Origin of the sequence: Lentzea sp. JNUCC 0626 (assembly GCF_043632865.1) — a bacterium.
Classification (GTDB): domain Bacteria; phylum Actinomycetota; class Actinomycetes; order Mycobacteriales; family Pseudonocardiaceae; genus Lentzea.
Window position 1 is genome coordinate 93,716 of the sequence record NZ_CP171635.1, and the last position, 25,375, is coordinate 119,090.

Genomic DNA, 25,375 nt, shown 5'->3' on the forward strand with positions numbered 1-25,375 from the left:
CCCCACACGAACCAAGGACCTCGGTCTTGTGGCACCCCTAGCGGTCCCCAAACACCTTCGAAGCCACCCACCCCACGCATCCCTCAACCTCGATGTCTGGCACCCGCCCACGGGAGCGATGTTCGCCGCCTCACCCGAGGGGTGCGATGTGCGCCGGCCGCCCACTCACACGAGTCGCGTCGCCGCCCACCCACGGGAGCGCAGCGAACCGCTAACTCGATCGGGTGAGGGTTGTCCGGATTTGGCCGCCGCTCCCTCTATTAGTCATTTCCACGAGCGGGCTCGGAGGGGGTGTCACGAAACCATGGTCATCTTCGCCGCGCTATGAGGAAGTCGCGTGAGGAGCCGGCTGCTGGTGCCTGCCGGGTACCTTCTTTGCCATGCACAACGAGCAACGTGCCGCCCGTCGGTCCGCCGGGGTGGGCAGGACGGCCGACCTCGCCACCAATCCGTTCCGGGTGGACCGAGATCGGGTGGCCAGCAGCCCGTTCTTCGCGAGGCTTGGTGGAGTGACGCAGGTGGTGAGCTCCACGGGGTCTGGGCTGTTGGTGCACAACCGGCTCACCCACAGCTTGAAGGTGGCGCAGGCGGCACGGGCCATTGCCGAGCGGTTGACCAACCGGCCCGAGTTGACCGCGGTGCTGGAGAAGTTGGGCGGGTGCGACCCCGACGTGGTGGAGGCGGCTGCGTTGGCCCACGACCTGGGGCACCCGCCGTTCGGGCACCTCGGGGAGCAGGTGTTGGATCGGCTGGCTCGGCACCGGTTCGGGTTGCCGGACGGGTTCGAGGGGAACGCTCAGTCGTTTCGGATCGTGACCACCACGGATGTTCGTGGGCCCAAGGCGCTCGGGTTGGACCTGACGGTGGCGGTGCGGGCGGCGATGTTGAAGTACCCGTGGACTCGGCACCAGGAGCTCGGGGTGGAGGTGGCGCCTCGGGGGGCTTCGGAGCCTGAGGACATGCCGGGGACCGGTAGTTCGAAGTTCTCGGCCTACGTCACGGAGACCAATGATCTGCGGCAGGCTCGGGAGCCGTTCGAGGGGCGGATCGAGTCGTGGCAGCAGACTGTTGAGGCGAGCGTCATGGACACCGCGGACGACATCGCCTACGCGATTCATGACCTTGAGGACTTTCATCGGGTCGGGGTGTTGCAGCACGCGACTGTTGCGGCCGAGTTGGGGACTTGGCAGGCGCAGGCGTTGGATTTGGCCGGGTTGAGCGATGGGGAGCTCAACGCCGAGATTCGGATGCCCGGGCGGTCGTTGGAGACGTTGCGGCGGCGGATGCATTTGAAGGACTCGTGGGTCATGAGCGACGAGGCGTTCGCCATGGCCGTGCGGAAGGTCAGCAAGGAGCTCGTGGACGGGCTGTTGGCGGTGCCGTTCGACGGGTCCGTTGAGGCCGAGCAGGCGGTGGCCGGGTTCAGTGCTCGGTGGACTCGGCGGTTGGTGGACGCGGTCGGGGTGATCGAGGAGCCCACGGCTCGGTCGGGGCACGTTGTGCTGGCTGTGCAGCAGTGGCACGAGGTGCAGGTGTTGAAGTTCGTGCATCGGCGGTTTGTGTTGTTGCGGCCCGATTTGGCGTTGCATCAGCGGGGGCAGGCTCGGTTGTTGAGCTCGTTGGTGGATGCGTTGGAGCAGTGGGTGACCGATCGGGCTGAGGCGGATCGGTTGCCGCGGCGGTTGCACGATCTGGTGGAGCTGGCCGAAACGGAGTACGCGGCGCTCGCCCGGACGGAGCCGTCCACATTGGTCGGTGCGATCGGGGAGATGCCGGTGGGGCCCGATGTGGTCAGGGGGCTCGCTCGGGGGCGGGCGGTGGTGGACTTCGTGGCTTCGCTGACGGACAACCAGGCTGCGGCGTTGTTGGAGGCGTTGTCCGGGAGGACCGGTCAGTTGTGGACTGACGCATTTGTCCTGTGATGGCGGCGGGCTGGGGCGTTGTCCTGTGACGGCGGGCGGGGACGAAGGCGGGACGAAGGCGGGATGTTGGCCTGTGACGGCGGCCCGAGACGTTCGCCCGTGACGGCGGCCCGAGACGTTCGCCTGTGACAGAAGGCAGGGGCGTTCGCCTGCGATGGAGGGCGCGGACGTCGTCCTGTTTGTGTTTGGCGAGGGTCGGCGGGCTCGGGAACGTTGTTCTGTGCAGCCATCTGAGACGGCGGCCGATGGCGTTGTCCTGTTGGGGCCAGGTTTGTGAGGCTGGCCGGTCTCGTTGGCGTGTCAGGGCGGCCGCAGTTGGTGAGGTATTGGCCTGTCAGGGTTTGTTCTGTGAAGTGTGATTGTGTCTGCTAAGTGAGAAGTAGCCCAATCGGATGCTGACTGTGATCAGGCAAGCACCATACGTTGACGCCTCGACCGGGAATCGCCGGTCGCAGGCCGCGTGCTCGGGGGCACGCCAACGTTCGGGGGAGATACCCTGTGCGCCGATCTCGAAGAGGCACGACCTTAGCCGTCGCAGGTTCCGCAGTTCTTCTGGCCGCACTCACCGCTGTCACGCCGGCGTCCGCAGATCCGGTCAAGGCAGCGAAGACCATCACCGACCGCACCGCGGCGCAGATCGCCGCGCTGCAGAGCATCAAGAAGTCGCTCACCCCTGCTGAGTCCAAAGTGGACAGCGCGCTCGTCGTCGAGGCGCGCAAGCGGGTGTCGACGTCGATCACCAGTGCGCTGCCGCAGGTGCAGACCGGCGTTGCCGTGACGCCGAAGTCGACCACGCTCGTGGACATCCGCGCCAAGCAGTACTCCGAGGACCTGGTCAACGCTGTCCGCGCGGCGGGTGGGCAGATTCGGGCCGTGTCTCCGGAGCACCGCACCGTGCGCGCCGAGGTGCCGGTCGCGAAGATCTCCGAGATCGCGGGGCGGAACGACGTGGCACGCGTCGAGCCCGGCAGCGACGCGATGACGCAGGACGTGAAGAACAAGCGGGACAACAAGAACAAGGCTGCGTCCAAAGAGGACAAGGCCAGGGAGATCGAGCGCCGGCTCGCCGAGAAGACGTTGTCCGTGCAGGCCGCGAAGGTGGCCGAGAGCGACAAGGCGCACAACGCCGAGGCCGCGCGCGGAAGCTTCCGGGTCACCGGTGTCGGTGTGAAGTTGTGTGCGCTGTCGGACGGCGTGAACTCGCTGACCGTGTCGCAGAACAACGGCGAACTGCCGGCCGTCGACATCGTGCCCGGGCAGGCGGGCTCCGGTGACGAGGGCACCGCGATGCTGGAGATCCTCCACGACATCGCCCCGAACGCCGAACTCGGCTTCGCCACGGCGTTCAACGGTGACGCGAGCTTCGCGGACAACATCAAGAAGCTGCGGTTCGACCTCGGCTGCGACGTCATCGTCGACGACGTCATCTACTTCAACGAGTCGCCCTTCCAGGACGGCATCATCGCCCGCGCGGTCGACGCGGTCGCTGCCGACGGCGCGCTGTTCTTCTCCAGCGCGGGCAACCAGGGCAACGTCGTCGACGGCACCTCCGGCCACTACGAGGGCCAGTTCGTCGACTCCGGTGTCGGCGTCGGCAAGTTCGCGGGCTCCGCGCACGACTTCAACCCGGACCCCAACCAGAAGCAGCTGTTCAACCCGCTGTCGAACTTCTCCGGCAACGTGCCGACCGTGCTGCACTGGGCCGACCCGCTGGGGCAGTCGGCCAACGACTACGACCTCTACCTGGTCAACGCCCAGGGCAACGTCGTGACGTTCAGCCAGAACAACCAGGACGGCGCGCAGGACCCGTACGAGCGCATCAACACCCCGGCAAGCTCCACGGGCACGCGCCTCGCGGTCGTGAAGTACCGCGGTGACGACAAGTACTTCGCGCTGTCGCTGTTCGGCGGCCGGTTCGCCGACACCAACGACGGCCTCAAGAAGTACGTCACCCCCGGCACCACGCGCGGCCACTCGGCGGCCAACGGCGCGATCTCCGTCGCGGCCGCACCGGCTGCCGGCGCGCTGCCGTTCGACCTCGAGCCCGGCGACCCGGCCAACCCGAAGGGTCCGTTCCCCGGCGCCTTCGACGGCACGCAGAAGCCGGAGCGCTTCACCTCCGACGGACCGCGCAAGACGTTCTTCGCGCCCGACGGCTCCCCGCTCGCCCAGACCCGGCAGAAGCCGGACATCACCGCGGCCGACGGCGTCACCACGTCGGTGCCGGGCTTCGCGCCGTTCTTCGGCACGTCCGCGGCTGCCCCGAACGCCGCCGCGATCGCCGGTCTGATCCTCTCCGGCAACCCGGGGCTGGCGCCCGCCGAGGTCAAGGAAGCCCTGACCGCGACGGCGATCGACATCGTCGAGTCCGGTGTGGACAACCGCACCGGCGCCGGCATCGTGATGGCCGACCGCGCCCTCGCCTACACGGGTGCGTCGCCGCAGGCACTGGCCCGCGCGCAGAAGCCGACCGTCGTCAACGACAACGACGGAAGCGCTTTCCTCAAGCCCGGCACCACCTCCACGGTGACGGTTCCGGTCGCGAACAACGGTGACGGCTCGGCCGCGTCGACCTCGGTCGTGCTGTCGACGACGTCCGCCGGTGTCACCATCGCGCCGCGCTCCAAGTACTACGGCAACATCGACCCGGGCCAGACCGTCAGCAACACCTTCAAGGTGACCGTGCCGGCGAACGCCACGCTCGGTTCGGCGGTCAAGCTCGACGCCCGCGTCACCTACTCGGGCGCGACCTCGCCGGGCACGACCTCGTTCACGCTCCGCGTGGGTGAGCCGTCCCGCCAGTACCAGACGTTCGCGTACACCGGTGCGGCGATCGCCATCCCGGACAACGATCAGACCGGCGTGTCGATCTCGCTGCCCGTCACGGGTGTCGGGGCGGCGTCGAACCTGAAGTTCTCCGTGGACGGCGCCACGTGCACCGCCGCGGACGGCGCGACGACGGTCGGCATCGACCACACGTTCGTCGGTGACCTGGTGGGCACGCTCACCTCGCCGGCGGGCAAGAGCGTCACGCTGTTCTCGCGTTCGGGCGGCACCGGCTCGAACATCTGCCAGGCCGTGTTCACCGACGACGCCACGACCTCGTTCTCCAGCGTGACGGCCGCTCAGGCTCCGTTCACGGGCTCCTGGAAGCCGGTCCAGCCGCTGTCGACCCTGACCGCGGACCCGGCCGACGGCACCTGGACCTTCAAGGTCGCCGACGTGGTGGGCACGGACCGCGGCTCGCTGCGCGCCGTCAGCCTGCAGATCGCCGGTTGGGTGTAACCAGCAGAACGAAGAAGGCCCCCGGCTCGCGAGCCGGGGGCCTTCCTCGTACAAGAACTGTCTAGCGGTTCGGCCACTCCCACCGGATGCCGAACACACCGGGACCGAACCCGAGCGCCACGGCGTGCACGCCGCCACCCGAGTCCAGCGTGAGGTTGCGACGCCGCGACGGCGTCTCGTCCCCGGCCGGCACGCTGTACTGCTGCACGCGCGACGGCAGGTTCGTCTCGTCGAACCGGACCTCGATCACGTACTCGCGGACCGGCAGCCGGAACTTGCGCGCGAACGTGTTGTTGCCCTTGGGGGCGTGACCCTCGGGGAACACCAGCTGGTATTCCATGATCAGGGTCTCGCCGCGGGTCAACGGCCGTTCGAACATCATCTCCGCGACCATGATGTTGGCCTCGTGGTCGCGGGCGATGCGGCCGAGGTGGCAGTTGCGCACGTTCGTGATCTCGGGGAGCACGTCGCTCTCCTCGGTCTCGAACACGAGCGCCCACCGGTCAGGGCCGTCCTGCTCCGCCCGCAGGATCTGCCGCACCCACACGGATTTCTGCCCGCCGTCGGCAGAGATCTCGATTCGGTCGTGCTGGCTGATCCGGCCGAGCTTCAGGTCGGATGACGTGTCGACCTTCGAGAGCAGGTTCGCGACCCGCTCCCGACGCGCCCACAGCGCGTCGATCGGCATCATCGTCGTCGGGCGGCATCGGCGGCCTCGCGGACGAGGCGGTCCGAGCAACGCCGACAGACCCGACTGAGGCACGCCCAGGACCGACTCGAGGTGCCGCAGCGCCTCCAGCGATTCAGGGCGTTCAGGCCTTCGCCGTCCTGACTGCCAGTAGCTGAGCGTCGCGACGCTGATGGTCACGCCGCGCAGTGCCAACCGGTGCTGGATGCGGTCGAGGCTGAGTCGGCTCGCCTTGATCGCCGCCCTCAACGCTTCCGGGAACGGTCCCGTCGTCAAGAGCTGCGTAAGGCTGCCGTGGCCCGTTGAGTCCGTCTCGTCAACGGTCAGTGTTGGTCGACCGGCAGCAGTCGTCATGGTGACTCCCCGCTGTCATAAGATCACGCCCCAGTGACCCTACCCGTCCGTGAACATCGCTGGTCGGAGCCGGATGGAGTCAATGGTTAATCCATACGGTTGATGAGTTCACGCTTTCGAGACTCATCTGTCAAGCGTTACGAACTCATCGGTAACATCTGCGTGCCGTTCACGGCCCGTGTCGGCGTGGTTCTAGTGTGTGCACGGTGACCGTTTTCGACGTGCTGACCTCGGAGGTCGGGTGAGCCGGGTACGTCCGGTTCCCGGCGGCAGGGCCGTCGAGGTCGAACCGGAACGGATCCTGGGGTGGATCGGCAGATTCTCCACCCGGCACGGCGGCGTCGCCATCTCAGTAGGTGAGAGCAAGGTCGACATAACGGCCGAGGACGGCGCGACGGCCACGTTCCCGACACGCGGCGGCAGCTCCGTGGAAGAGGTCGTCGCGAACCTGGCCGAGCCCCGGCGGGTCGGGCTCGTCCTCGTGCGGCTCGGCGGGCACAGCGTCGGCATCGCGCATGGCGGCAAGGTCGAGGTGTCGGCTACGGACCGCAAGCAGGTGCACGGCCGCAGCAGCGCGGGCGGCTGGTCGCAGCAGCGGTTCGCGCGGCGTAGAGAAGGACAGGCGCGCGTCGCGCTCCAGGCCGCCGCGGACGACGTCGCCAGGGTGCTCGTGCCGCGACTCGCCGAACTCGACTCCGTGGTGCTCGGCGGCGACTGGCAGGCGCTCGACGTCCTGCGCAACGACCGCAGGCTCTCGGGCGTCTTCCAACTGGCCGAGGACCGCGTCCTGGACGTCCCCGAACCCCGCCGCACGGTGCTCGACGAGGCCGCTGAACGGGCCCGATGCGTCGAGATCGTGATCCAGGACACACGGGCAACCGATGGGGAGCCCGGCCGCATGGATACGGGTGAGGGTGCCTGATCCTGGCACCACTGACACCTGCTGGAGCTGTTAAGTGCGCAAACGAATGGTGATCGTGGCCGGAGCGGTCGCGCTGGGTGCCATCGGCATCGCGGTGCCGGCGCTCGCGCTGAGCGGTGGCGAGCCCACCAAGCCCCAGCCCACGACGTCTGCTCCGCAGCCGCCCACCTCCGCCCCGGTCAAGACGCCGTCGTCCTCGCCGGTCCAGGCGCCGACCACGGCTCTGCCGACCACGGCCCCGCCCAGCACGGCCCCCACCTCGGTCGGGACGAAGACGCCGACCACCTGGACGGCACCGACCCCGACCTCGTCGCAGCCCGCGACCAAGCCGCCGATCCAGACGTCGCCCCCGGTCCGGCCGTCGGCCCCGACGAAGCCTCCGACGAGCGTGCCGAGCGCGCCGGTCGCGACGACGCCCGCCGGGTGAGGAGTCCCCGCTGAACTGGGAGGCTGAGTTCACCGACTGCTTCGACCGGTGCGCCGACTCGATGCGCTTCACGGCGTTCCTGCTGTGCGGCAACTGGCACGAGGCGGAGGACGTCATGCAGTCGGCGTTCTTGAAGCTGTACCTGGCAGGTCCCAAGCTCGCGGACCGGTCGGGGCTCGAACCGTACCTGCGGCAGATCGTCGTGCGGACGTTCCTCGCGGAACGCCGCAAAGTGCGCTGGCGCAGGGAGAAGCTGACTGACTCACCCCCAGAGGGCCTGTCCTCCGCCATCGCGGCGGAGGACAGGCTCGTGGTGTGGCAGGCGCTCACCGCCGTTCCCGCACGGCAGCGCGCTGTCCTCGTGCTGCGCTTTTGGCACGATCTGAGCGTCGAGGACACGGCGGCCGCGCTGAACTGCTCGACGGGCACGGTGAAGTCGCAGAGCAGCAAGGGCCTGGAGACGTTGCGGCGCAAGCTGGGCCCCGATTTCGACCACTTGAGGCTGGAGGTGTGATGGTTCGCGAGGACGACCTGCGGGCGACTTTCTCCGCTCTGCACGACGAAGAAGCACCGCCGCGTGCCATCACCGCGGCCGACCTGATCTCGCGCGGCCAGGCCGTGCGCACCCGGCGCCGGCGCACCGCGGCGGTCGTCGGCAGCGGCCTCGCCACCGTCGGCGTGGTGGCCGTGGCACTCGCCGTGCTGCCCGGCGCGGCGCCCACGGAACCGGGCATCCTCCCGTCGCCGTCGCCCTCTTCGACGACGACCACCACGACCACGCCGCCTCCGGTGACCACGCCGTCGAGTTCGGTCGCGACGACGCCGAACTCCAAGGAACCGGTGGGCACCACGCCGCCGTCGAGCGCGCCGATGAAGCCCTCCTCACCGACGACGCCGGGCACGTCGGCGCCGGTGTCGGTCACCAAGCCGCCCACGTCCACTCCCGCGTCCTCGGCACCGCTGCGGCCGTCGGCGCCCACGACGTCGGACTGAGCGGCATGCTGGGCGCCATGAGCGCTCAGATCCGTCTGGTCGAGGTCACCGACGCCAACCGCGACGCCGTGGTCGCCCTGCGGGTGGACCCCGCGCAGGAGCGGTTCGTCGCGTCGGTGGAGAAGTCGTTCCTGGACGCCGCCGAGAACCCCTCGGCGCACCCCTGGTTCCGTGCCGTCTACGACGGTGACGTGCCGGTCGGGTTCGTCATGCTCAGCTGGAACCTCGTGCCGGAGCCGGGATTGCGCGGGCCGTACTTCCTGTGGCGGCTGCTCGTCGGCGCCGGGTTCCAGGGCCGCGGCTACGGGCGCGCGATCCTGGACGAGGTGGTGGCGTTGCTGCGCGCTGACGGGGCCGTGGAGCTGCTCACGAGCTACGTGCCCGGTGACGGGTCACCCGAGCCGTTCTACCGCCGCTACGGCTTCACGCCGACGGGGGAGACCGACGAGGACGGCGAGATCGTGCTTCGGCTGCCGCTGGCTCGCGACGATCGCGGTCAGGGCTAGCGCGAACCCGGCGAGCTGCACGGCGTCCAGCGTCTGCCCCAGCACCACGACCCCGAGCACGGCGGCCATCATCGGCGACAGCAGGCCGAGCATCGACACGGACGTGACGGGCAGCGTGGTGATCGCGCGGAACCACAACACGTACGCGAGCAGCCCGCCGATGCCGCCGAGCCACAGGTACCCGAGCGCGGCGCCCAGGCCGATCGCCGGCGGTGCGCCCTCGACCAGGAAAGTCACCGGCACGAGGAACAGGCCGCCCGCCGCGAGTTGCCAGCCCGCGAACGCCGTGGGGCTCGCGTCGTCCGGCCTGCCCCACTTCTTGGTGAGCGTCACGCCCAACGCCATCGTCGCGGCGCCACCCAGTCCGGCCGCGACGCCGATCAGGTCGAACCCGGCTGCCGGGCCGAGCACGACCAGGCCGACACCGACCACGCCCACGACGCCCCACGCGAGCCGCCACGCCGACGGGCGCTCCTTGAGCACCCCGACGGCCAGCAACGCGACCACGAGCGGCTGAGCGGCGCCCAGAGTGGCCGCCACGCCGCCCGGCAGCCGTTCCGCCGCGAGGAACAGGAACGGGAAGAACAGGCCGATGTTGAGCACGCCCAGCGCGGCCGCCTTCGCCCACCACGCGCCCTTCGGCAACGACCTGGTCAGCGCGATCGCGATCAGGCCCGCCGGCAGGGCGCGGAGCAGCCCGGCGAACAGCGGGTGACCGGGCGGCAGGAGCTCGGTCGTGACGACGTAGGTGGACCCCCAGACGAGCGGGGCGAAGGCGGCGAGCGCGATGCGGTTCACGTCTTCGAGTCTCGATGCGCTGGGTCTATGAGTCCAACACATGGTTTTCATCCGATCCATCGTGATTCAAGATGGGTGGAGTGGAGCTCCAACAGATGCGATACGTGCTCGCGGTGGCCGAAACCGGCAGTTTCACCAAGGCCGCGCGCCAATGCCTCGTGGTGCAGTCGGCGCTGAGCCACCAGATCGCCCGTCTCGAACGGTCGCTGGGCGCCCGGCTGTTCGAACGGACCAGTCGCAGCGTGCGGCTGACGCCTGCCGGGGCCGCGTTCCTGCCTGCCGCGCGGCAGTGCCTGGAGTTCGCCGAACGGGCCGTGGCCGAGGTGGCGGCGGCCGTCGGTCAGGTGCGCGGACGGGTCGTGGTCGGCGTGATCCCGACCGTGGCGGCCGTGGACCTGCCCGCGGCGTTGCGGGTGTTCCGGGAGAGGTATCCGGACGTGCGGGTGGCGTTGCGGATGCTGTCCAGCCTCGAGATGGTGCGGCTGGTGCGGGAAGGCTCGCTGGACCTCGCGTTCCTCGGGTTGCCGCCGGGGGTGACGCCCGAGGGCGTGCGGGTGCGCGAACTGGACCGCGACGACCACGTGGCCGTGATGGCGGCCGGGCACCGGTTCGCCCGGCAGACCGAGGTGACGCTGGGGGAGCTGGCCGAGGAGCAGTTCGCCGACTTCCCGGTGTCCTCGCCGGGCCGCACCCAGTCCGATCAGGCGTTCGCCGGGGCCGGGCTGCACCGGGAGGTGGCGTACGAGGTGACGACCGCCGAGCTGATGGCCGGGCTGATCCGGGAGGAGCTGGCGGTGGCCGTGCTGCCGGCGAAGTACACGCCGCAGCTGACCGGGGTGGTGACCGTGCCGATCGTGGACGGGCCTTCGCGGGTGGAGCACCTCGTGTGGAGTTCCGGAGGGCTCACACCCGCGGCCGCGGCGTTCCTGGACGTGCTGGGGGTCAGCCCGCAGTCCCCGTAGACAGCAGACCGCCGTCCACGCGCACGGTCTCGCCCGTGATCCATGAAGCGCCATCGGAGCAGAGGAATGCCACGAGAGAGGCGACGTCTTCAGGGGTGCCAAGGCGCTTCATCGGGTACTGCTGGCTCGCTTCTTCTTCGCGTCCCACGTACAGGGCTTCCGCGAACTTCGTCTTCACGACGGCGGGCGCGACGGCGTTCACGCGCACCTTCGGGCCGAGCTGCCACGCGAGTTCCTCGGTGAGCCGGATCAGCGCCGCCTTCGAGGCGCCGTAAGCGCCGATGACGCCGGTCGAGCGGATGCCGCCGATCGACGCGACGTTGACGACCGCGCCGCCGTGCTCGCTCATCCACGCTTTCCACGCGAGTTGGATGAAACCGAGCGTGGCCACCACGTTGACGTCGAAGATCTTCCGGACCGCGTTGAGGTCGGCCTCCATCAGGAAGCCGTACTGCGGATTGATGCCGGTGTTGTTCACGAGGACGTCGAGGCTGCCGAACTCCTCCACGGTGCGTGTGACGGCGTCGGCGCGTGCGTCCTCGTCGCCTGCGTTGCCCGCTACGGCGAGAACACGGCCGCCTGTGTCGGAACGCAGCTGCGCGGCCGCTTCCTCCAGCTGGTCCGGCTTGCGGCCGGTGATCGCCACGGCGGCGCCGCGGGAGAGGAGTTCGCGTGCGATGCCGAAGCCGATGCCGCGGGACGCGCCGGTGACCAGGGCGGCCTTGCCCGAGAAGTCTTCGCTCATAACGGCAATCTATGCGTCCGGCCACACGTGGGAAATTCGATGGTCGTGATCCCGTAGAATGGGTGCCGTGATCCTCCTCGAGTAGGCCGACCCGGACGTGTCATCCCTTGTCATGCCCGGCTGTGCTCGATCCCCAAAGCACAGAACGCAAGCCTTTCGGAGTTGTTTCTCTTGATCACCGCAACTGACATGGAGTTGCGCGCGGGCTCACGCATTCTCGTGAGTGGCGCCAACCTGCGCGTTCAGCCCGGCGACCGGATCGGCCTCGTGGGCCGCAACGGTGCCGGCAAGACCACCTCGCTGCGCGTTCTCGCCGGTGAGGGCGAGCCGTACGCCGGCGCCATCATGCGCAAGGGCGCCCTCGGCTACCTGCCGCAGGACCCGCGCGAGGGCGACCTCTCGGTCATCGCCAAGGACCGCGTGCTGTCCGCGCGCGGCCTCGACCAGCTGCTCCGCGACATGGAGAAGTCCCAGTCGAAGATGTCCGAGCTGGTCGACCCCGACGAGCTCGACAAGGCCGTCGCCAAGTACGGCAAGCTCGAGGAGCGGTTCGCGGCGCTCGGCGGGTACGCGGCCGAGTCCGAGGCCGCCCGCATCTGCTCCAACCTCGGCCTGCCGGACCGGGTGCTCGCGCAACCGCTGAGCACGCTCTCCGGTGGTCAGCGCCGCCGCGTCGAGCTGGCGCGCATCCTGTTCGCCGCCTCCGAGGCCGGTGTCGGCGCGAAGTCCAGCACGATCCTGCTGATCGACGAACCGACGAACCACCTCGACGCCGACTCGATCACGTGGCTGCGCGGGTTCCTCAAGTCGCACGACGGCGGGCTCGTCGTGATCTCCCACGACGTGGAGCTGCTCGACGACGTCGTCAACAAGGTGTGGTTCCTCGACGCGATTCGCGGTGAGGTCGACATCTACAACCTGGGCTGGAAGAAGTACCTCGAAGCCCGTGCGACGGACGAGAAGCGCCGCCGCCGTGAGCGCGCCAACGCCGAGAAGAAGGCCGGCGCGCTGATGACGCAGGCCGCCAAGATGGGCGCGAAGGCCACGAAGGCCGTTGCGGCGCAGAACATGGCGAAGCGCGCGCAGAAGCTGCTCGACGGTCTCGACGACGTGCGCCAGAGCGACAAGGTCGCCCGGATCACCTTCCCGGCGCCCGCGTCGTGCGGCAAGACCCCTTTGATGGCAGAGGGTTTGAGCAAGTCCTACGGCTCGCTGGAGATCTTCACCGGCGTGGACCTCGCGATCGACCGGGGTTCCCGGGTCGTCGTCCTCGGCTTCAACGGCGCCGGCAAGACGACGCTGCTGCGGCTGCTCGGCGGCAACGAGAAGATGGACGCCGGCAAGATCGTGCCCGGGCACGGCCTGAAGATCGGCTACTTCGCGCAGGAGCACGAGACGCTCGACCACAACGCGTCGGTGTGGGAGAACATCCGGCACATGGCGCCGGACGAGCAGGAGCAGAAGCTGCGGTCGCTGCTCGGCACGTTCCTGTTCAGCGGCGAGCAGCTCGACCAGCCCGCGGGCACGTTGTCCGGTGGCGAGAAGACGCGACTGGCGCTCGCCGGTCTGGTGTCGTCGGCGGCGAACGTGCTGCTGCTCGACGAGCCGACGAACAACCTCGACCCGGCCTCGCGCGAGCAGGTTCTCGACGCGTTGCGGCGCTACGAAGGCGCTGTCGTCCTCGTGACGCACGACCCCGGCGCGGTCGAGGCGCTGGAGCCCGAGAGGGTCATCCTGCTGCCCGACGGAACCGAGGATCACTGGTCCGAGGACTACCTCGAACTCGTCCAGCTGGCGTGATCTCCACGCGTCAAAGGATTACCGAGCGCGTTCTGTGATCAACTCAGTGTGATCAAATCGACCGTTCGGCGATCTCTTTGCTTGATCACCTGGCGTTCTGCCGGTTCCTGTTCGATCATTGCGACGACAGGGGCCGTCACACGGCCCACCTGCTCGTACGGAAGGCGGGACAAGGTGGCTGACCTGAAGAAGGGTGCCCGGATCACCGGCGCCACGCGGGACAAGCTGGCCGCTGACCTGAAGAAGAAGTACGAAAAGGGCGCGAGCATCCGGGCTCTGGCCGAGAGCACCGGGCGTTCCTACGGCTTCGTGCACCGGGTTCTTTCGGAATCCGGGGTCACGCTGCGCGGTCGCGGTGGCGCCACCCGCACGAAGAAGAAGTAGCCAAAACTCAGACTGCTACTCTCCGGTAACTAGCTTCTAGTTCGCCGGAGGTAACTCATGCCAGTGCCCTCAATCGACGCTGGCGTGCTCGAGCGCGGTGGCGTTCGGCTCGCGATCTCCGGGCCGCGCGCGACCATCACGCTCGATCGTCCCGACGTGCTCAACGCACAGACGCCCGCCACGTGGCAGGCGTTGCGGCACATCGGCGAACAGCTGGACCCGGACGTCCGCGTCGTGGTCGTCCGGGGTTCTGGCCGCGCCTTCTCGGCGGGGCTGGACCGGCGCATGTTCACCGGTGAGCCCGTCGACGGCGAACCCGGCGGTCTCGGTGCGATCCTGGCGTTGTCTCCCGAGGAGGCGGACGCTCGTATCGCGTCGTACCAGGCCGGGTTCACCTGGCTGCGCGATCCGGCACGCGTGACGATCGCCGCGGTGCACGGGCATGCCATCGGCGCGGGTTTCCAGTTGGCGCTGGCGTGCGACTTCCGCGTGCTCGCCGAGGACGCGCAGTTCTGCATGGCCGAGACCGGGCTGGGTCTGGTGCCCGACCTCGGCGGCACGCTGCCGTTGGTGCGACTCGTGGGGTACTCGCGCGCGGCCGAGATGTGCGTGACCTCCCGCCGGGTTCCGGCGGACGAGGCGCTGCGGATCGGCCTCGCGAACTCAGTCGTGCCCGCGGCCGAGCTGGACGCTGCCGTCGACCTGCTGGTGGGTGCGGTGGTGAAGTCGCCGGCCGGTGCTGTTTCCGAGACGTTGGCGCTGATCGCGTCGGCCGCCTCGGGGGTTTCGGCCGAGGAGCAGCTCGCGGTCGAGCGTGCCGCTCAGCTGCGCCGGTTGCAGTCGTTCGCGGCCCTGTCCGCTCAAAGCTGAACTGTTGCGCGCTCCTAGCTCCGCGCGAAGGAATTGTCAGACCGCTGTGCTGTTCTAGTCAGCGTGGACGGATACAGCTCCTGGCGATTCATGATGGGCGTCACCTCGGACGCGCCTGACAAGGTGCGCCGGGGGACCTTCCGGCGCGTGCTGGCTTTCGCCCGGCCGCATCGGGCGAAGCTCTTCGTGTTCTTGTTGTTGACGGTGGTGTCGTCGGTTCTCGCGGTGTCGACGCCGTTGCTGGCCGGCCGGGTGGTCGATGCGATCGTCGGCGGCTCGGTGCCGTCGGTGGTGGTGTGGCTGGCGGTGGCGATCGCGGCGATCGCCGTGGTCGACGCCGGGTTGGGTGTGGTCGAGCGATGGCAGTCGACGCGCATCGGGGAAGGTCTCATCTACGACCTGCGTCGCGCCGTGTTCGGTCATGTGCAGAAGATGCCCGTCGCGTTCTTCACGCGCACACGCACTGGTGCGTTGGTCTCGCGGTTGAACAACGACGTGATCGGCGCGCAGCGTGCGTTCACGTCGACGCTGTCCGGGTTCGTCACGAACATCATCCAGCTGGTGTTGTCGCTGGGTGTCATGTTCACGTTGTCGTGGCAGGTCACCGCTCTGGCCCTGGTGTTGTTGCCCGTCTTCGTGCTGCCCGCCAAGCGGATGGGGCGCCGGATGGCCGACATGCAGCGCGAGGCGTCGTCTCTGAACGCCTCGATGGTCACGCAGTCGACCGAGCGCTTCTCCGCGCCGGGCGCGACGCTGGTGAAGCTCTTCGGCCGTCCCGACCGCGAGGAGCAGGAGTTCTCCGAGAAGGCCGCCAAGGTGCGCGACATCGGCATCCGCACCGCGATGGCCACCCGCTGGTTCATGACGGGCCTGACCCTGGTGTCGGCTCTCGCCCAGGCCCTGGTCTACGGCCTCGGCGGCTACCTCGCCCTGACCGGCCACCTGGCCGCAGGCGCCGTCGTGTCGCTGGCCCTGCTGCTGACTCGCCTGTACGCGCCGCTGACGGCGTTGGCGAACGCCCGCGTGGACCTGATGACGGCCCTGGTGTCGTTCGAACGCGTCTTCGAGGTCCTCGACCTGGACCCGATGATCAAGGAACGCCCGGACGCCCGCCCGCTGCCCGAGGGTGCGGTGTCGGTGGAGTTCTCGGACGTCCGCTTCGGCTACCCGTCGGCGGACAAGGTGTCCCTGGCCTCGCTGGAGTCGGTGGCCACTTTGGACACTCGCGGCGGCGAGGAAGTGTTGCACGGCATCAGCTTCACGGCACCCGCCGGTTCGCTGGTGGCGCTGGTCGGCTCGTCCGGCGCGGGCAAGTCGACTCTCGCCTCCCTCGTGCCACGCCTCTACGACGTCGACTCGGGTGCCGTTCGACTGTCCGGTGTGGACGTACGAGACCTGACCTTCGAGGCTCTCCGCTCGTCCGTCGGCGTCGTCACCCAGGACGGTCACCTGTTCCACGACACGATCCGGGCCAACCTCGACTACGCCTCCCCGGGAGCGTCCGACGACGACCTGTGGGACGCGCTCCGCCGAGCCCGCCTGCTCGACCTGGTCGCCTCCCTGCCCGACCAGTTGGACACCGTCGTGGGCGAACGCGGCTACCGCCTCTCCGGCGGTGAACGCCAACGCCTCACCATCGCTCGCTTGTTGCTGGCCAAGCCTCGCGTCGTGATCCTGGACGAGGCCACCGCCCACCTGGACTCGGAGTCCGAGGCCGCCGTCCAGGAAGCCCTGACCGAGGCACTGCAGGGCCGCACCTCGCTGGTGATCGCACACAGGCTCTCCACCATCCGCGCCGCCGACCAGATCCTGGTCCTGGAGCACGGCGAGATCGTGGAACGAGGCACGCACACCGAACTGATGACGGCCGAGGGCCGCTACGCCGACCTGTACAACACCCAGTTCGCCGAACCGCCGGTGGTCGGCGTGCTGCCGACGCCGAAGTTCAGCGAACGCCTGGAGGCGCCGCAGCGGACCTGATCCCCGGGGTGCGGTGGAGGTGGACCCAGCCGATCGGTTGGGTCCACCTCAGCCGGGTGGCCGGGTGATCGGCTGATGTCGCGCGGGTCCCGCTCCGCCACGGTGGAAACACCACGGCGGAAGGGATCGGCATGAAGGACTTCGGGGGAGGCCGCGCCGCACGCGCGACCGGTGCGGGCGCGCGAGAAGCAGGAGCGAACGGCGGGCTCGCGGGCGGTGTCGGTGGTCGGGTCAGCCGGCGCGCACTGCTGGCGGGCGCTGGTGCGGTCGCGGCCACCGGGGTGGTCGTGCAAGGGCAGGCCGCAGCGCAACCCAGCGCGGCCCGAGCCGGCCAGGCGGGTTCGCTGCCGAGGATCGTTCCCGGCGAGGCCAGGTACGAGAACCTGCTGCGGGGCAACAACTTCCGGTTCGTCGGGCAGCCCGACGAGATCCGGGTGGTGACCTCGGCCGAGCAGGTCGTGCGGGCCGTCGACGAGGCCGTGCGGGCCGGGCGGCGGGTCGCGGTGCGCAGCGGTGGGCATTGCTTCGAGGACTTCACCGCCTCGGCCGAGGTGAGGTCGTTGATCGACCTCAACGCCTTGAACGCGGTCGGGTACGACGAACGCAGGAAGGCGTTCTTCGTCGAGCCCGGGGCGACCCTCGGCCAGGTGTACCGGGTGCTGGGCGCCGGGTGGGGCGTGACCGTGCCCGGTGGTGGGTGTCCCGAGGTGGGGGCCGGTGGGCACTTCGCCGGTGGTGGGTACGGGCCCCTGTCGCGCAGGTACGGGGCTGTGGTGGATCACCTGTACGGGGTCGAGGTCGTTGTGGTGGGGCGGGACGGGCGGGCTCGGCTCGTCACGGCGACCAGGGAGGCCGGGGATCCCAACCGGGAGTTGTGGTGGGCGCACACCGGGGGTGGGGGCGGGAACTTCGGGGTGGTGACGCGGTACTGGCTGCGGTCGCCGCAGGGTGGGTTGCCGCCGTTGCCGCAGGCGATGGTGCAGCACGTGACGTTCTGGGACTGGGGGCAGCTCAGCGAGGAGAAGCTCACGCGGCTGCTGAAGAACTTCGGGGGCTGGCACGAGCGCAACAGCGCGCCGGACACTCCGCACAACGGGCTGTACGGGGTGCTGGAGGTCAAGCACCAGGCCGGTGGGGTCGTGATGTTGTCGGTGCAGGCCGACGCGGATCTGCCCGGCATCGACGGGCTGATGGACGAGATGGTCAGCGAGGTGGGGGAAGGGCTCACGCCGGTGTTCGAGCTGCGGAAGGCGGTGCCGTGGCTGCACAAGATGACGTGGCCCGGCACGGGGGAGCCGGGGGACGTGCTGACGCGCCGGTACAAGATCAAGGCCGGCTACCTGAAGAAGGCGTTCACCGACGCGCAGTGCACGGCGTTGTGGCGCAACCTCACCAAGGACGGTGGGGCGCAGGGGAGTGTGCTGCTCATCGGGTACGGCGGGCAGGCCAACGCCGTCCAGCCGCAGGACACCGCCATCGCGCAGCGGGACGTGGTGATGAAGGCGGTCTACCAGGCGGTGTGGTCCGAGGAGCAGGAGGACGCGGGCAACCTGGCGTGGGTGCGCGGGCTCTACCGGGACGTCTACGCGGAGACCGGCGGGGTGCCGGTGCCGAACGACGTCAACGACGGCTCGTACATCAACTACGCCGACGCCGACCTGGCCGACCCGAAGTGGAACACCTCCACCACCACCGCACAAACCCTGTACTACAAGGAGAACTACCCGCGGCTGCAACGCATCAAGGCGAAATGGGATCCGCGCACCGTCTTCCGGCACTCGCTGTCGATCCAGCCTGGCTAGGCCCTGTCCTGCGAGTTCGTCCGGTGAGGGACGCGGCCGAGAGTCCCGGAGGCGGTGCCGCCGCGACGGCCTCATACCGGGCGTATTCGGGCGTTGCGGCGGTGCCGTCTCCGGGGCCCTCGGCCGCCGCTCTCGCCCGACGAGACTTGCAGGACAGGGCCTAGGCTGAGGGCCATCCTGGGGAGGACACGCGGATGAGCATTCCGGTGGCGCGGTGGCCGTACGTCCTGCTGGCGTTGCTGGCCGCAGCCACGACGCTCGACCAACGGCCGGAACCGGAGGAACTCCTGCTGTGCGCGGGAGTCGCGGCCTGGCTCGCCGCGGGCATGACGCTGAAGTGGCGCCACCAGTGGATGTTCGCCGCGGGGCTGACCGTCCTCACCGGGGTGCTGGTGATCCTCAACCCGTTGTTCGGGTTTCTCACGCCGCTGCCGTACGTCTACGTCTTCCGGACGATCGCCTTCCCGTGGCAACCGGCCGCGGTGGCCACGGTCGCGGCCATCGCGGGCACGGCGCAGGCGTACGGGATCGACAAGTCCACGTTCGAAGGCGTCGTCATCTGGGTCGCGGTCATGGCGGGCAACGCGGTGCCGATGTGCGCGTACGCGTTCGTCGCGCGCAAGGCCGAGCAGCAGGAAGCGGAACGCGAACAGCTCCTCGCTGACAACCTCGCCCTGCAGGAACAACTCCTCGCCCAGGCGAGGGAAGCCGGGATCCGCGATGAACGGCAACGCATGGCGCGCGAGTTCCACGACACGCTCGCGCAGGGGCTGACCGGCATCGTCAGCCAACTGCGCGCGGCCGACGACACGACGTGGGCACGGCACGTGCAGGCCGCACAGGACCTGGCCCGCGAAAGCCTCAACGAGACGCGACGGTCGTTCGAGGCGCTGCGACCAGAACCGTTGCGCACCGCGAGACTGACCGAGGCGCTCACGAACGTCGCGGGCCGGTGGGCACGACTCCACGACGTCGAGGTCAGCGTCACCACCACCGGCGACACCAGGCCGATCGCGCCCGAAGCCGAGTTCGCCCTGCTCAGAGCGGCGCAGGAGGCCCTGGCGAACGTCGCGAAGCACGCGCGGGCCAGCAGGGTCGGAGTCACGCTGTCCTACCTGGAGCACGAGGTGGCGCTCGACGTCCGCGACGACGGCCGCGGCTTCGAGAAGATCCCCGCGAGCGGGTTCGGGCTCGAAGCGATGCGGCAACGCATCGAAGGCCTGAAAGGCACCGTGCAGATCGAATCCGAACCCGGCGGCGGCACCGGGGTGTCGGCCCGCGTGCCACTGGAGGTGCGGTGATCAAGGTCCTGGTCGTCGACGACCACCCCGTCGTCCGCGACGGTCTCACCAGCATGTTCGCCCAGGACCCCGCCTTCGAGGTCGTCGGCGAGGCCGCGAACGGCGAGGAGGCCGTGCGCAGGACCAGGGCGCTCAAGCCCGACGTCGTGCTGATGGACCTGCGCATGCCCGGCACCGACGGCCTGGCCGCGACCAGGGAACTCGCCGACACCGCGCACGTGCTCGTCCTCACCACCTACGACAACGACGCCGACGTCGTGGCCGCGATCGAGGCCGGCGCCACCGGCTACCTGCTCAAGGACGCCCCGCGCGACGAGCTCGTGAGAGCCGTGAAAGCCACCGCACGAGGCGAGGCCGTCCTGGCGCCCGCAGCAGCCGCGCTGCTCATGAAACGGGTGCGCACCGAAGCGGTCCCGGTGCTCAGTCCGCGCGAACTGGAGGTGCTCAAGTGCGTCGCGGCCGGTGCGACGAACCGCGACGTCGCCAAGAGCCTGTTCATCACCGAGGCCACCGTGAAGTCCCACCTGCTCAACATCTACGCCAAGCTGGAGGTGAGCGACCGGGCCGCGGCGGTCACCGAAGCGTTCCACCGCGGCCTGCTGGTCCCCAAGATCAGCCCTTGAGGAACGCCGCCGCCGCGTTCTGCGCGCTCGCCGACGAGCCGCCCTTCTCGACGAGAACGGCGAACGCCACGTCGTTCTGGTAGCCGACGAACCAGCCGTGCTCGTCGCCGCCGCCCGCCTCCGCGGTGCCGGTCTTGCCCGCGAGGCCGGGGATTCCGGCCAGTTGCTTCGCGGTCCCGGACGTCACGACCTCGCGCATCATCGCCCGCAACGGCGCCAGCACCCCGGCGGGCGGACCGGCCGCCACGTCGTTCGCCTCGGTCGCCTTGCCGCGCATCAACGTCGGCGTGGGCGCCCGGCCGGACGCGACGGTCGCGGCCACCACGGCCATGCCGAACGGGCTCGCCATCACGTTGCCCTGCCCGAAGCTGTTCTCCACCTGCTGGTCCCCGGTCGCGGCGGGCACCTTGCCGGTGTTGGTCTCGGCGCCGGGGATCGTCCAGTCGGCACCCAGGCCGAACCGCTTCGCCATGTCCGGCAACGCGTTCGGCGCGAGCTTCGAGCCCAGCTCACCGAACGTCGTGTTGCACGACAACGCGAACGCGGTGTGGAACGGCAGGCTGTCGTGGCCGAAGCCCGCGTTGCTGATCGTGCGGGTGCCGATGGTCGCCTTGGCCGGGCACGGCACGGCGGTGCCGGACTGGACCAGGCCCGCGTCCATCGCCGCCGCGGCCGTGATGATCTTCATGGTCGAGCCGGGGGCGTACCGGCCGACGAACGGGTTGGTGCCCGCGAGCGTCTTGTTCTGCGCCACGGCCAGGATCTCGCCGGTCGAGGGCTGGATCGCGACGATCGCCGCGCCCTGCGGCACCGCGTCCACCGCCGCCTGGGCCGCCGCCTGCCGGGCCGCGTCGATGGTGACGGTGATCTTCTCGCCCTGCTGCGCGGCCTTGCCGAACAGCCTGGTGAACGCGCCGCCGGCGGTGATGCCGACCTCCCAGCCGTCGACGCCCGCGACGTCGCCGACCGTGCCGGTGATCGTCTTGTACAGGCCGTCCGGGATCGTGCCCTGCGTCAACGGGCTGCCGTCGCGGCCGAGCAGCGCGCCTTCCGCGAGCGCCTCGCGGAACGTCAGGAACGCGCCTTCGGTGAGCTGCGGGTGCACGATGGTCGGCACCCAGTGGACCTTCCAGGCACCCTCGACGCGGACCATCGGGATCTTCACGTCGTAGGCCAGTGGTGTGCCGCTCGGCAACGACCAGCTGACGGACGCGGTGAGTTCGACGGCGGTGGTCTCGGCGGCGGGTGGTGTGCCCGCGGCCGCGCTGGCCCGGAACCCCGACTTGGCCATGCCGGCCGCGGTCGCCTCCAGGGCCTTGGTCGCGGCCTCCGGCGCGTCGGTGAACACCGCGGCACTCGCCGGGCCCGAGATCGCCCTGGTGAGGAACGACGACGCGACCTGCGCCGGCGTCTCGACCGTCTTCGTCGGCAGGTTCTCGGCGACCACGACGTTCCTGCTGCCCGACCACAGGAACACGCCCCCCACGACGACGATGGCCGTCGTGGCGAGCGCGCCGCTGATCAGGATCCATCTGCGCGTCTTCTGTTCCACCGTTTCAAATCCCCCAGGTGTGTACTTCCCCGGTGGGAGACTAACGGTGCGCAGCTGACGTGCGACTGAGGATTTCTACCTATCCGGGCTACCTATCCGAGCTGGGGGACGCGGGTCTGGTAGTGGCGGAGCAGGTCGGCGTTCGCCGCGTCGCCGCCCTCCACGTTCGCGCTGCGCCACAGCGGCAGTTGCACACCCGACTCGGCCGCCTTGTCGTGCAGGCGCACCATCAGCAGGTTCCACAGGAACGTCGTCGCGACCGTGGAGATCGCCGCCGTCACCGGGGCCTCGGCGGGGTAGGTCGAGTCGCCGGGTGGCACCAGGTTGTCCAGCACGACCGTCGCGACCTCGGCCAACGTCACCCCGGCGCGGCGCGGAGCCTGCGCGCTCGACGCCACCGACGTCACGGCGACGACCGGGCAGCCTTTGCTCGCGGCCTCCTGGGCCAGCTCGACGGGGTAGTAGTTGACGCCCGAGGTGGAGAAGACGAACAGCACGTCGTGCGGCGCGAGCCCGGACTCGCCCAGCACCTCGGCGGCGAGGCCCGACCGGCGTTCGGCGGACGTGCTGCTGATCGCGCCGTGCATCGGCAGCAGCTCGGGGTGGTAGACGGGGCGGACGCAGGCGAGGCCGCCCGCGCGGTAGAAGGTCTCGGCGACCGCCGCGAGCGAGTGTCCCGCACCGGCGGTGAGGAGGAGGCCGTCGGCCTGGACGGCGGCCAGCACGAGCTCGGCCACGTCGTCGAGAGCGGCCGCGTTGTGCTGCTCCACGCGCGTGAGGTGCGTGCGCACGAGGTTGCCGTAGTCGGACCCGGTCACGGTGTCGGTCGTCATGCGGGTCAGTAGTACCCGATTGCAGGTGACCTCACCAGTAACCCGAGCACCACAAACCTCGATACGCGCGATGAAGGGACTTCTGCGGACGGGGGTGGGTTGGATCAGACGGCACTTCTACTTCTGGGTGGTGCTGGTCGCCGTGTTCACGGCGGCGGGCGCCACGAACATCGCGCTGGCGATCACCTACTCCGAGCTGTGGCCGGTGTGGGTGGCACTCGCGTTGCTCGTCGTCGCCGGTGGTTGCGCGCGGGCGGCGGTGCACGCCCGGCCGTAGTCCGGTCTATGACAACGATGGACAGAAAGCCAGACACATCCGATGTCTTGGCTTGACTTCGACGCGCACCCGCGACGAGTTTGACAGGCGGGCGCTGCGAGTCGAAGGGGACACACCAGTGGTCGAAGCTGTTAGTCGACGGGGATTCATCGTGGGAACGACGGCCGCCGCGGTAGTCGCGGGGGCAGTGGCCGCAACGCCGGTGCACGCGGCGGCACCGGAGGCAGTGGACGAGATCGACCCGATGATCGGGGCTCTGACGACCGGCGCGGACACCGCGTGCGGCAAGACCTTCCCCGGTCCGGTCACGCCGTTCGGCCTGGTCCAGCTCGGTCCCGACACCGTGAGCGGCGGGGACAACGGCAGCGGTTACTCCGCGGACATGACGACCATCGAGGGCTTCAGCTTCACGCACATGGGCGGCGTCGGCTGCTACGGCGACCTCGGCAACCTGCAGGTCATGCCGCAGACCGGCCCGCTGGTCACCGGCCGGGACGCGGCCAAGAGCCCGTTCACCAAGTCCTCCGAGGTCGCGCGGGCCGGCTACTACGCCGTCACGCTCGACCGTTATCGCGTGCGGGCCGAGCTCACGGCCGCCGCCCGCGCGGGCATCCTGAGGTTCACGTTCCAGGACGCCGGCACGGGACGGATCAAGGTCGACCTCTCGCGCCGGGTCGGCTACGACGGCACGCACTCGGTCGCGCAGCACATGAAGCAGGTCGACGCGCACACGATCGAGGGCTGGATGCGTTGCGACCGGCTCGGCGGCGGCTGGATCTGCGGCAACGGCCCCTACTACACCGTGTACTTCTCGCTGCAGTTCCAGCAGCCGATCCGCACGCTCGGCGTGTGGGAGGGCAACCGCGTCGACCACGACGTCCGCGAGTGGACGACCGTGGCGACCAGCTCCGGTTTCTTCGTGGAACTGCCGGTGCGCGCCGGCCAGCAGGTGCTGGTCAAGTCGGGCATCTCGTACACGTCGGTCGACGGCGCGCGGGCCAACCGCGAACGCGACATCTCGGGCTGGGACTTCGACGGCACCGCCAAGGCCGCGCGCAAGAAGTGGGCCGACGCGATCGGCAAGGTCAGCGTCACCGGCGGCACCGCGGACCAGCGCAAGATCTTCAACACCGCGCTCTACCACACCATGATCGACCCGCGGGTGGTCAGCGACGTCGACTCCGGAGACAAGTACGGCCGCCGCACCATCTTCAGCGGCTGGGACGTGTTCCGCTCGGAGTTCCCGCTGCTCACGATCATCGACGACCGGGTGGTCAGCGACCAGATCAACACCCTGATGGAGCTGACCCGCACGGGCGCGGTGCGCGGCCTCGCCAAGTGGGAACTGCTCGGCATCGACACCGGCACCATGCTCGGCGACCCCGCCGTCAACGTCATCGCGGAGGCCGTCGCCAAGGGCATCAAGGGGTTCGACGCCGAGGCCGCCTACCGGATGTGCCGCGATGTCGCGCTCGGCCCGGCGGAACGCAGCAACCGCAACGACTTCGCCAACTGGCACCGGCTCGGCTACGCGGTCGAGACCAGCCTTTCCAACACCGTCGAGAACGCCTACTCCGACTTCGCGCTGGCCCGCATGGCCGAGAAGCTCGGCCACCGCGACGACGCGGTGAAGCTCCACGCCACCGCCAAGAACTACCGCAACGTCTTCAACCACGACGTGGGCTGGTTCCGCGGTCGCAACGCCGACGGGTCGTGGATGGACGCGAACTCCGGCTGCATCGAGAGCAACCCCGAGCAGCAGGGCTGGTTCGTCCCGCACGACGTGCCCGGCCTGATCGAACTCGCCGGTGGGCAGCAGAAGTTCGTCGACCGGCTCAACGGGATCTTCGAGCGCACGCCGCCCGAGCAGATGATGAAGTGGAACGAGAACTACAACCACTCCAACGAACCCGTGCACCAGATGCCGTTCATGTTCACCTACGCCGGTGCGCCGTGGCTGACGCAGAAGTGGTCGCGCTACGTCTGCGACAACGCCTACCGGACGGGCCCGGCGGGTCTCGCGGGCAACGACGACTGCGGTCAGATGTCGGCCTGGTACGTGTTCGCGGCGGCCGGTTTCTACCCCGTGTCACCGGTTTCGGGTGTCTACGTCCTCGGCAGCCCGATCTTCGCCACCACCACGTTCCGCACCTCGCGCAACCGCGACTTCACCATCAAACGCGAGGGTGACGGCATCTACGTGCAGTCGGCGCAGTTGAACGGCCGCGGGCTCAACCGCGCGTGGATCACGCACGAGGAGGTCATGTCCGGTGGGACGTTGACGATGCGCATGGGTGCGGAGCCGAACAAGGCCTGGGGCAGCGACCCGAAGAACGCCCCGCCCGCCTAGG

The 25,375-nt window shown here is 69.4% G+C and carries 22 protein-coding genes; 17 read left to right on the plus strand and 5 right to left on the minus strand.

Features of this window, described 5'->3' with window-relative positions; translation table 11 throughout:
• The first annotated feature begins 380 nt into the window (after positions 1-380).
• Together JNUCC0626_RS00465 and JNUCC0626_RS00470 are read left to right on the plus strand one after the other, a co-directional pair.
• Entirely contained in the window at positions 381-1,922 is a 1,542-nt protein-coding gene (locus JNUCC0626_RS00465) for a deoxyguanosinetriphosphate triphosphohydrolase family protein (RefSeq protein WP_394617609.1), read from the plus strand.
• Between the two features lie 687 nt (positions 1,923-2,609).
• Positions 2,610-5,207 carry a S8 family serine peptidase gene (locus JNUCC0626_RS00470; RefSeq protein ID WP_394617610.1) on the plus strand — a complete coding sequence of 866 codons (2,598 nt, stop codon included), beginning with the start codon at positions 2,610-2,612 and terminating at the stop codon, positions 5,205-5,207.
• Between the two features lie 61 nt (positions 5,208-5,268).
• On the opposite strand, the gene JNUCC0626_RS00475 is transcribed toward JNUCC0626_RS00470, so the two are convergent.
• The gene (locus JNUCC0626_RS00475; protein WP_394617611.1) at positions 5,269-6,249 is read right to left on the minus strand and encodes a hypothetical protein; all 981 of its coding nucleotides are present in this window, start codon (positions 6,247-6,249) and stop codon (positions 5,269-5,271) included.
• A 241-nt stretch (positions 6,250-6,490) separates the two neighbouring features.
• Between JNUCC0626_RS00475 and JNUCC0626_RS00480 the strand changes: the two genes are divergently transcribed.
• From JNUCC0626_RS00480 to JNUCC0626_RS00500, 5 genes are read left to right on the plus strand one after another with little or no spacing between them, the layout of a single operon-like run.
• Positions 6,491-7,171, plus strand: coding sequence for an acVLRF1 family peptidyl-tRNA hydrolase (locus JNUCC0626_RS00480; protein ID WP_394617612.1), 681 nt, complete (start codon positions 6,491-6,493; stop codon positions 7,169-7,171).
• A gap of 34 nt (positions 7,172-7,205) precedes the next feature.
• Entirely contained in the window at positions 7,206-7,598 is a 393-nt protein-coding gene (locus tag JNUCC0626_RS00485) for a hypothetical protein (RefSeq protein ID WP_394622287.1), read from the plus strand.
• A 10-nt stretch (positions 7,599-7,608) separates the two neighbouring features.
• Positions 7,609-8,112 (plus strand): SigE family RNA polymerase sigma factor, encoded by a 504-nt coding sequence (locus tag JNUCC0626_RS00490; protein ID WP_394621941.1) that lies wholly within the window; start codon positions 7,609-7,611, stop codon positions 8,110-8,112.
• Entirely contained in the window at positions 8,112-8,591 is a 480-nt protein-coding gene (locus JNUCC0626_RS00495) for a hypothetical protein (RefSeq protein WP_394617613.1), read from the plus strand. The genes JNUCC0626_RS00490 and JNUCC0626_RS00495 overlap by 1 nt, the downstream gene beginning before the upstream one ends.
• A 17-nt stretch (positions 8,592-8,608) precedes the next feature.
• Positions 8,609-9,097, plus strand: coding sequence for a GNAT family N-acetyltransferase (locus tag JNUCC0626_RS00500; RefSeq protein ID WP_394617614.1), 489 nt, complete (start codon positions 8,609-8,611; stop codon positions 9,095-9,097).
• On the opposite strand, the gene JNUCC0626_RS00505 is transcribed toward JNUCC0626_RS00500, so the two are convergent.
• Positions 8,984-9,937 (minus strand): EamA family transporter, encoded by a 954-nt coding sequence (locus tag JNUCC0626_RS00505; RefSeq protein ID WP_394617615.1) that lies wholly within the window; start codon positions 9,935-9,937, stop codon positions 8,984-8,986. The two genes, JNUCC0626_RS00500 and JNUCC0626_RS00505, sit on opposite strands and share 114 nt — an antisense overlap.
• Positions 9,938-9,975: 38 nt before the next feature.
• Here JNUCC0626_RS00505 and JNUCC0626_RS00510 point away from each other — a divergent pair, with 38 nt between their 5' ends.
• Positions 9,976-10,857: a LysR family transcriptional regulator gene (locus JNUCC0626_RS00510; RefSeq protein WP_394617616.1), complete on the plus strand. Its 882-nt coding sequence runs from the start codon at positions 9,976-9,978 to the stop codon at positions 10,855-10,857.
• Here JNUCC0626_RS00510 and JNUCC0626_RS00515 read toward each other — a convergent pair.
• The gene (locus tag JNUCC0626_RS00515; protein WP_394617617.1) at positions 10,838-11,602 is read right to left on the minus strand and encodes an SDR family oxidoreductase; all 765 of its coding nucleotides are present in this window, start codon (positions 11,600-11,602) and stop codon (positions 10,838-10,840) included. The genes JNUCC0626_RS00510 and JNUCC0626_RS00515 overlap by 20 nt on opposite strands.
• 171 nt (positions 11,603-11,773) lie before the next feature.
• On the opposite strand from JNUCC0626_RS00515, the gene JNUCC0626_RS00520 reads away from it, so the two are divergent.
• From JNUCC0626_RS00520 to JNUCC0626_RS00550, 7 genes are all read left to right on the plus strand, one after another.
• Positions 11,774-13,402: an ABC-F family ATP-binding cassette domain-containing protein gene (locus JNUCC0626_RS00520; RefSeq protein WP_394617618.1), complete on the plus strand. Its 1,629-nt coding sequence runs from the start codon at positions 11,774-11,776 to the stop codon at positions 13,400-13,402.
• A 174-nt stretch (positions 13,403-13,576) separates the two neighbouring features.
• Complete coding sequence (locus JNUCC0626_RS00525; protein WP_030473247.1) at positions 13,577-13,786, plus strand: helix-turn-helix domain-containing protein; 210 nt, start codon at positions 13,577-13,579, stop codon at positions 13,784-13,786.
• Positions 13,787-13,843: 57 nt separating this feature from the next.
• On the plus strand, positions 13,844-14,656 hold the full coding sequence (locus JNUCC0626_RS00530) for an enoyl-CoA hydratase/isomerase family protein (protein WP_394617619.1): 813 nt from the start codon (positions 13,844-13,846) through the stop codon (positions 14,654-14,656).
• A 90-nt stretch (positions 14,657-14,746) separates the two neighbouring features.
• Positions 14,747-16,636, plus strand: a complete 1,890-nt coding sequence (locus tag JNUCC0626_RS00535; protein ID WP_394621942.1) for an ABC transporter ATP-binding protein — start codon at positions 14,747-14,749, stop codon at positions 16,634-16,636.
• A gap of 131 nt (positions 16,637-16,767) precedes the next feature.
• Positions 16,768-18,438, plus strand: a complete 1,671-nt coding sequence (locus JNUCC0626_RS00540; RefSeq protein WP_394617620.1) for an FAD-dependent oxidoreductase — start codon at positions 16,768-16,770, stop codon at positions 18,436-18,438.
• A 194-nt stretch (positions 18,439-18,632) separates the two neighbouring features.
• A complete protein-coding gene (locus JNUCC0626_RS00545; protein ID WP_394617621.1) occupies positions 18,633-19,739 on the plus strand; it encodes a sensor histidine kinase in 1,107 nt (368 codons plus the stop codon).
• On the plus strand, positions 19,736-20,362 hold the full coding sequence (locus tag JNUCC0626_RS00550) for a response regulator (protein WP_394617622.1): 627 nt from the start codon (positions 19,736-19,738) through the stop codon (positions 20,360-20,362). Before JNUCC0626_RS00545 ends, JNUCC0626_RS00550 begins: the two co-directional genes overlap by 4 nt.
• Here the strand turns inward: JNUCC0626_RS00550 and JNUCC0626_RS00555 are convergent.
• Both JNUCC0626_RS00555 and JNUCC0626_RS00560 read right to left on the minus strand, forming a co-directional pair.
• Positions 20,352-21,914 carry a penicillin-binding transpeptidase domain-containing protein gene (locus JNUCC0626_RS00555; protein ID WP_394617623.1) on the minus strand — a complete coding sequence of 521 codons (1,563 nt, stop codon included), beginning with the start codon at positions 21,912-21,914 and terminating at the stop codon, positions 20,352-20,354. The genes JNUCC0626_RS00550 and JNUCC0626_RS00555 overlap by 11 nt on opposite strands.
• Before the next feature lie 92 nt (positions 21,915-22,006).
• On the minus strand, positions 22,007-22,747 hold the full coding sequence (locus JNUCC0626_RS00560) for an SIS domain-containing protein (RefSeq protein WP_394617624.1): 741 nt from the start codon (positions 22,745-22,747) through the stop codon (positions 22,007-22,009).
• Positions 22,748-22,817: 70 nt separating this feature from the next.
• On the opposite strand from JNUCC0626_RS00560, the gene JNUCC0626_RS00565 reads away from it, so the two are divergent.
• Entirely contained in the window at positions 22,818-23,024 is a 207-nt protein-coding gene (locus JNUCC0626_RS00565; protein WP_394617625.1) for a hypothetical protein, read from the plus strand.
• 151 nt (positions 23,025-23,175) lie between these two features.
• On the plus strand, positions 23,176-25,374 hold the full coding sequence (locus JNUCC0626_RS00570; protein ID WP_394617626.1) for a GH92 family glycosyl hydrolase: 2,199 nt from the start codon (positions 23,176-23,178) through the stop codon (positions 25,372-25,374).
• Position 25,375: the final 1 nt, after the last annotated feature.